Source organism: Clostridium sp., assembly GCF_016650095.1.
GTDB lineage: Bacteria > Bacillota > Clostridia > Clostridiales > Clostridiaceae > Clostridium_AD.
The window spans coordinates 1-5,723 of the sequence record NZ_JAENWL010000246.1; the positions used below are offsets into that span (position 1 = coordinate 1).

A 5,723-nucleotide genomic window follows, 5' to 3' on the forward strand; every position below is an offset into this window, starting at 1 on the left:
TAGTGCTTATTTCTAATTTCTACATAACTCAAAATGCTATCACATAATTACATGTAAATTGCATGTAAAAAAAACCCAGTATAATAAAAAATTATACTGGGTTTGTAAACAACCTGAGAGCACTTATCAATAAGTGCTCTCTTTTCGCTATATTTTCATGCCACTTGAATCTATCTTCTAGATTTAGCAACCTCAATATTTACTTTTCTACTATTTAACTTCTTGCCTGAACTGTTGCTTAGGATAGCATCAACTAAGTTTCCTGGTACATCTAAAAAAGAAAATTTATCTAAAATATCGATACGGCCAAGCTCATTTTTATTAAGATTAGCAGTCTCACATAAGAAAGATATGATATCTTTAGTCATAACTTCATCCATTCTTCCTATAGAAAGGAATAGTCTAACATTATCAGATGTTGTTGTTACAGTATCATCTGCATAGTTGTAGTTAACTTCTTTATCAAAAATAATTTTTATTAGAGAAGCAGCTACATCTTCATTACCAAATTCTTTTATAAGCTTATGACCTAGTGGAAGAAAATTTTCATATAAGTTTTCTTCTAAAACTAATTTTATAGAATCTAAAATAGTTTCAGATTTTGCTGCAAAAACATCAGGTATGCTTGGAACAGCTTTTTTAGTAATTACACTTTTAGTATCCCGTTCAATCTGTCTTATAGCAGAGGCTTCTCGTCTTGTAATAAGACTATAAGCTGTGCCTTCTTTACCAGCTCTGCCAGTTCTTCCAATTCTATGGATATAAGATTCACTGTCTTGTGGCAAATCGTAGTTTATTACATGAGTAACATCCTCAACGTCAATTCCTCTTGCAGCTACATCAGTTGCAATTAAGAAATTCAAATTACCATCTTTGAATTTTTTTAGAGTGCTCATTCTCTGACTCTGTTTCATATCTCCGTGCATACCTTCTACGGTATAACCTCTTGGTTGTAATGCATCTACTAATTCATCTACACCTTTTTTAGTTTTACAGAATAATATACAAGTCTTAGGAGCATCGACATCAAGAATTCTACAAAGTGATTCAAATTTATTTTTTGTATTTACTTCATAATAATATTGCTTAGTTTTAGAAACAGTTAAAGATTTCTTTTCTATTGCAATAATCTTTGTTTCAGGATGCATATATTTTTTTGACAATATTTTAATAGCTCTTGGCATAGTAGCTGAGAAAAGTAAAGTCTGTCTATCTTCACTTAAATTACTAATAATACTTTCAATATCTTCAATAAAGCCCATGTTTAACATTTCATCAGCTTCGTCTAAAACAAGAAACTTAGCATTGGCGAGTTTTAAAGTACCTTTTCTAATATGGTCTAGTAATCTTCCTGGAGTTCCAACTACAATATCTACGCCTCTTTTTAGAGCTGATATTTGTCTGTCAATGGATTGACCACCATAGATTGGTAATATTTTAACTCTTTCATGTTTTGCTATACGTGAAAGTTCTTCAGCAACTTGAACAGCAAGCTCTCTTGTTGGAGACATTATTATTGCTTGAACTTTTCCAGTTGATTTTTCCATTCTACTTAAAATAGGTGCACCAAAGGCTAATGTTTTACCAGTTCCTGTTTGAGCCTGACCTATAATATCAAAGCCTTCTAATACAACTGGAATAGCTTTTTCTTGGATGTCAGACGGATATTCAAATTTCAAGTCTTGTATAGAGTGCAATACTGACTCGCTTAGTCCTAGTTCTTCAAATTTAAGTTTGGTAGTGGTAGTTTTATTCATTAAAATTCCTCTTTCTTTTCATAAAGTATCAAATACATCTCATATTAAAGTACATACAGAATAATAAATATTAAACTAAAAAGCAAATTAAAATTGCTTTTTTATAATTATTTTAAAAAATTCCTCAAAATTGAGTTCTTCTCAATAACATAAATAAGAGGTAATCCAATTCCATAACAGCAGACAAATTCTCCCCATGCAACTTGCAGCATACAAAGTAAAAGGGGCATGTCTTTAAAATATAAAAGCTTTAACAGTATGCCTATAATAATGGCATTAACTACTACCGCCGGTAATGGAGCAAGTATTCTTTTGAATTTCAGTTTGCTTTTACCAATATAGTAAGTTGAAATCGCGGCTATAAATGTTGCAAGGGAACCGAAAATCATATCCATAATACCTAGTGGACTTATGATATTAGAAACTATACAACCAATTACCAGCCCTGGAATAGAAAAGGATGCAAAGTAAGGTAGGATAGTAAGTCCTTCAGCAATACGATATTGAATAACTCCAAAGCTAAGAAACGATAAGCTTAGAGTCAAAGCTGCATAAATAGCAGCTACCATTGCTGCAAAAACAATTCTTCTTATTTTTACGGACAAGGTTCCTTCATTTAATTTAATATTCATTTTTATGCCTCCGTAGTTTTATTTTAAGACAGGATGGTTACGAACTGTCTATACGTATTCGACCGAACCTCAATTATAGTGCATATTTCTGATTTGGTCAACATATTTTTATTATTACATATCAAATTTTGCAGATTACAATATAATATGTCTAAATTTCAAGAAAAATATAATGTTAAGCAGTAATGGTTAAAAGTGTGGTATAGTTAAGATATATATACTTTTTATTTTTGAATGCTCGTCAATCATTTGTAAATTACCTGTTTTATGGTAAGAATTTAAAAAAGGTATGAAATATTGTGTAGGTGATTATTAATAACACAGTTATGTTTAAAGGAGAATATTATGAGTAAAGAAATTTTTAATACGAAACAAACGCAGTTAAGTAATGGGATTAAACTTATTACTATTAAAAAGGATAGTCAAATTGCCGCAGTTCATGCTGCAATTAATATAGGTTCGCTTTTTGAAGAAAAAAATGAAAAGGGAATAGCCCATTTTATAGAGCACATGCTTTTCAAAGGGACTGATAGTAGAACTAATGAAAAGTTAAACAGTGATTTAGAAAATTTAGGCGGAGAATATAATGCATATACGGATTTTAATTGTACAGTATATAGCGCTACAATTTTAAGTGAAGAATTAGAGAATGGAGTGGAACTGCTTGGGGACATGCTTTTAAATTCAACCTTTCCAATTGATGAAATTGAAAAGGAAAGGGGAGTAATACTCGCTGAAATTAGAACAATCAATGATGACATTGAGGACTTAAGCTTTAAGAGGGTTAATGAGATTGCGTTTAAATATAGTCCACTTAGGGAAGATACTATAGGTAATGAAAACGTAATAAAAAAGGTTGCAAGGAAGCAACTTGTTGATTTTTATAATAAATATTACTTGCCGAATAATTCTTTTGTATCTATTGTATCTCCATATGAACATGAGGACATAATAAATATGGTGAACAAATATTTTGGTAATTGGACTAAGAAAAGTTTTGAGAAGAAAAAAATATTATATGAACATCAGCAATTTGTAAAAACAATCTCGTATAAAAGAGAAATTGAGCAAAGTACCATACTTTATTTATATACATTCAATGGACTATCTAAAGATGAGGAATTGGCTCTTAGGATACTAAACTATAAATTTGGAGAAAGCTCTAATTCTATATTATTCAGGGAACTAAGGGAAGAGAGAGGATTGTCTTATGATGTTTACACTCATTTAGATACCTCAAATAACGTTAAAACACTATATATTTACACATCAGTGGCAGAGGCAAATGTAGATGAGGCCATAGAAGTAATTGATACTGCTATAGTGGATATTAAAAGTGAAAAAATAGTTTTTGATGATAGCACAATAGCTCTCATGAAAAAGATATTAAAAACTGCCATAGCATCAACCCTAGAGGATTCTACGGATCTTGGTAATTATGTAATTCATCAGGCTATGGACGATGAAGATATATATCAGTTTACTGAAGATATGAAAAATATGGGGAATGTTAAGAGTGAAGACTTATATAATGTTTCTAGAAAAGTATTACAAAAGCCAGCAATTCACATATTTTTACCAGAAAAGAGAGGTTAGTATTGAATACTATTATAACAAGAATTGAAGTGCAAAAGAAAAATAAGAATAGAGTTAACATTTACATGAATGATGAATTCGCTTTTGCTTGTGATGCGCAGCTTGTATATATTCATAATATTACAAAAGGTAGAACCATGGAGAAAGAGAATTTAGAAGATATAGTTAATGAAGATAATTATATAAAAGGGAAAAACGCTGCACTTCACTTTTTAGAAAGAAGTTTTAAGTCTGCGAAACAAGTAGTGGATAAGTTAACGTTCAAAGAATTTGATGTTAAAACTATAGATAGAGTAATGGAGTTTTTAAAGCAGTATGATTTTGTTAATGATGAACGGTTTGTGGAATTATTTATAAAAGAAAAAATAAAATGTAATGGAAAAAATAAAATTAAGTTTGCACTACTAAAAAAGCTTCTTCCAAAAGAACTTATCAAAGAAGGACTTGATAAAATAACCTCTGAGGAGCAAATGGAAATAGCTTTGAAACTTGGTGAAAAAAAGATCGTGACATTATCTAAGAGTGAAAAGGATACAAGAAAGCTTTATAAAAAAACGTCAGATTATTTAGCTCGTAGTGGATACGATTTCGAAATAATCAAAGAGGTTTTGGCTAAAGTTACTCAAAAGGACGACATAGATGATTATGAAGAAAAAATACCGGAAGATACTTATGAAGAAGATTATGACAAATTGTGTGAGTTAGCTAGTAAAAGATATAACATATTAATTAAGTCTGAGCCTACGAAAATAAAGCTATATAAGAAGCTAGGAGACTATCTTTTAAGGCGAGGCTTTAAATGGGAGCAAATAAAAAAAGTATTAAGAGATTTAATTAATGGCATGGATGATGTTTAGGTAGGTAATAATGAAAGCAGGTGATATAATTGTTTAGTCAACCATTGAGTTTAATTTTACTACTGGTATTTGTATATCCTGTAATTAGTGGATTTATATCTAAATTTTCGTCTGAACATTTAAAAGGAGCTATTGATGGAGTTTTCCAAAGTGTTTCTTTTTTAATTTCATTATGTTTAGGTATTTATTTTGCTAAAAAAGTTTTTATTCAGCATGATGTAGGTATGTATGAAAAAATATATAATAATATTCCGTTAAAGGCTATAGAGTTTATTAATGATAAACCATTAGTAATTTATATGTTAATTATGCCAATAGTGGTACTAATAATTTATAGCACAATAAATTTCGTAATTAATGTTATTAGCCGCATTACGGTTTATCCTTTATTCGATAGTATAGAGCATAAGTTAAAGCAAAAAAGTGATTTTTTTAATAGAGTTGTAGGCGCAATATTTCAAGTGCCTAAAGCGATATGCTATGTAATAGTTATTACTTTCATATTGAATTTTATGTCATTTCTTAAGATAACTGATGCATATAATACATATTTGGAAGAATCACAGATATATACTTATATATCCAAAGAAGTAGTTATACCATTGACTAATTCAACGCTTGCAAAAAAGCTTCCTAATATTGTTAATAATTCTTTTAAAATTGTTGTTAAGCAACCAACTACTTCAGAAAATAATTCACAAAACAAGAAAAATGTTATAACTTATTATAATGGGATTACGCTTGAGCAAGGAGTTAAATCTAATGATGAGATTAATAAGGTTGCAGTTAAGCTAGTACAAGACAAAAGTGGAACAAGAGAAAAAGCCAGGGCTATTTATAATTGGGTAGGTAGCAAAATAGTTTATAATGATGAAAAAGCA

The 5,723-nt window shown here is 29.8% G+C and carries 5 protein-coding genes; 3 read left to right on the forward strand and 2 right to left on the reverse strand.

From position 1 onward, the window contains the following. Window positions 1–170: 170 nt before the first annotated feature. Complete coding sequence (locus JJE11_RS13350) at window positions 171–1,757, reverse strand: DEAD/DEAH box helicase (protein ID WP_291636409.1); 1,587 nt, start codon at window positions 1,755–1,757, stop codon at window positions 171–173. Between the two features lie 107 nt (window positions 1,758–1,864). Further along, window positions 1,865–2,389 (reverse strand): QueT transporter family protein, encoded by a 525-nt coding sequence (locus JJE11_RS13355; protein ID WP_291636411.1) that lies wholly within the window; start codon window positions 2,387–2,389, stop codon window positions 1,865–1,867. Between the two features lie 345 nt (window positions 2,390–2,734). Here JJE11_RS13355 and JJE11_RS13360 point away from each other — a divergent pair, with 345 nt between their 5' ends. From JJE11_RS13360 to JJE11_RS13370, 3 genes are all read left to right on the forward strand, one after another. Then, complete coding sequence (locus tag JJE11_RS13360; RefSeq protein WP_291636413.1) at window positions 2,735–3,985, forward strand: pitrilysin family protein; 1,251 nt, start codon at window positions 2,735–2,737, stop codon at window positions 3,983–3,985. Window positions 3,986–3,987: 2 nt separating this feature from the next. After that, on the forward strand, window positions 3,988–4,842 hold the full coding sequence (recX, locus tag JJE11_RS13365) for a recombination regulator RecX (RefSeq protein WP_291636415.1): 855 nt from the start codon (window positions 3,988–3,990) through the stop codon (window positions 4,840–4,842). A 29-nt stretch (window positions 4,843–4,871) separates the two neighbouring features. Beyond that, window positions 4,872–5,723, forward strand: an 852-nt coding sequence (locus JJE11_RS13370; protein WP_291636417.1) for a CvpA family protein, incomplete at its 3' end; no start/stop codon positions are given.

Coding starts and splice junctions, on each gene's coding strand:
- JJE11_RS13350 (WP_291636409.1), bottom strand. CDS start 1,757: ATGAATAAAACTACCACTACCAAACTTAAATTTGAAGAACTAGGACTA.
- JJE11_RS13355 (WP_291636411.1), bottom strand. CDS start 2,389: ATGAATATTAAATTAAATGAAGGAACCTTGTCCGTAAAAATAAGAAGA.
- JJE11_RS13360 (WP_291636413.1), top strand. CDS start 2,735: ATGAGTAAAGAAATTTTTAATACGAAACAAACGCAGTTAAGTAATGGG.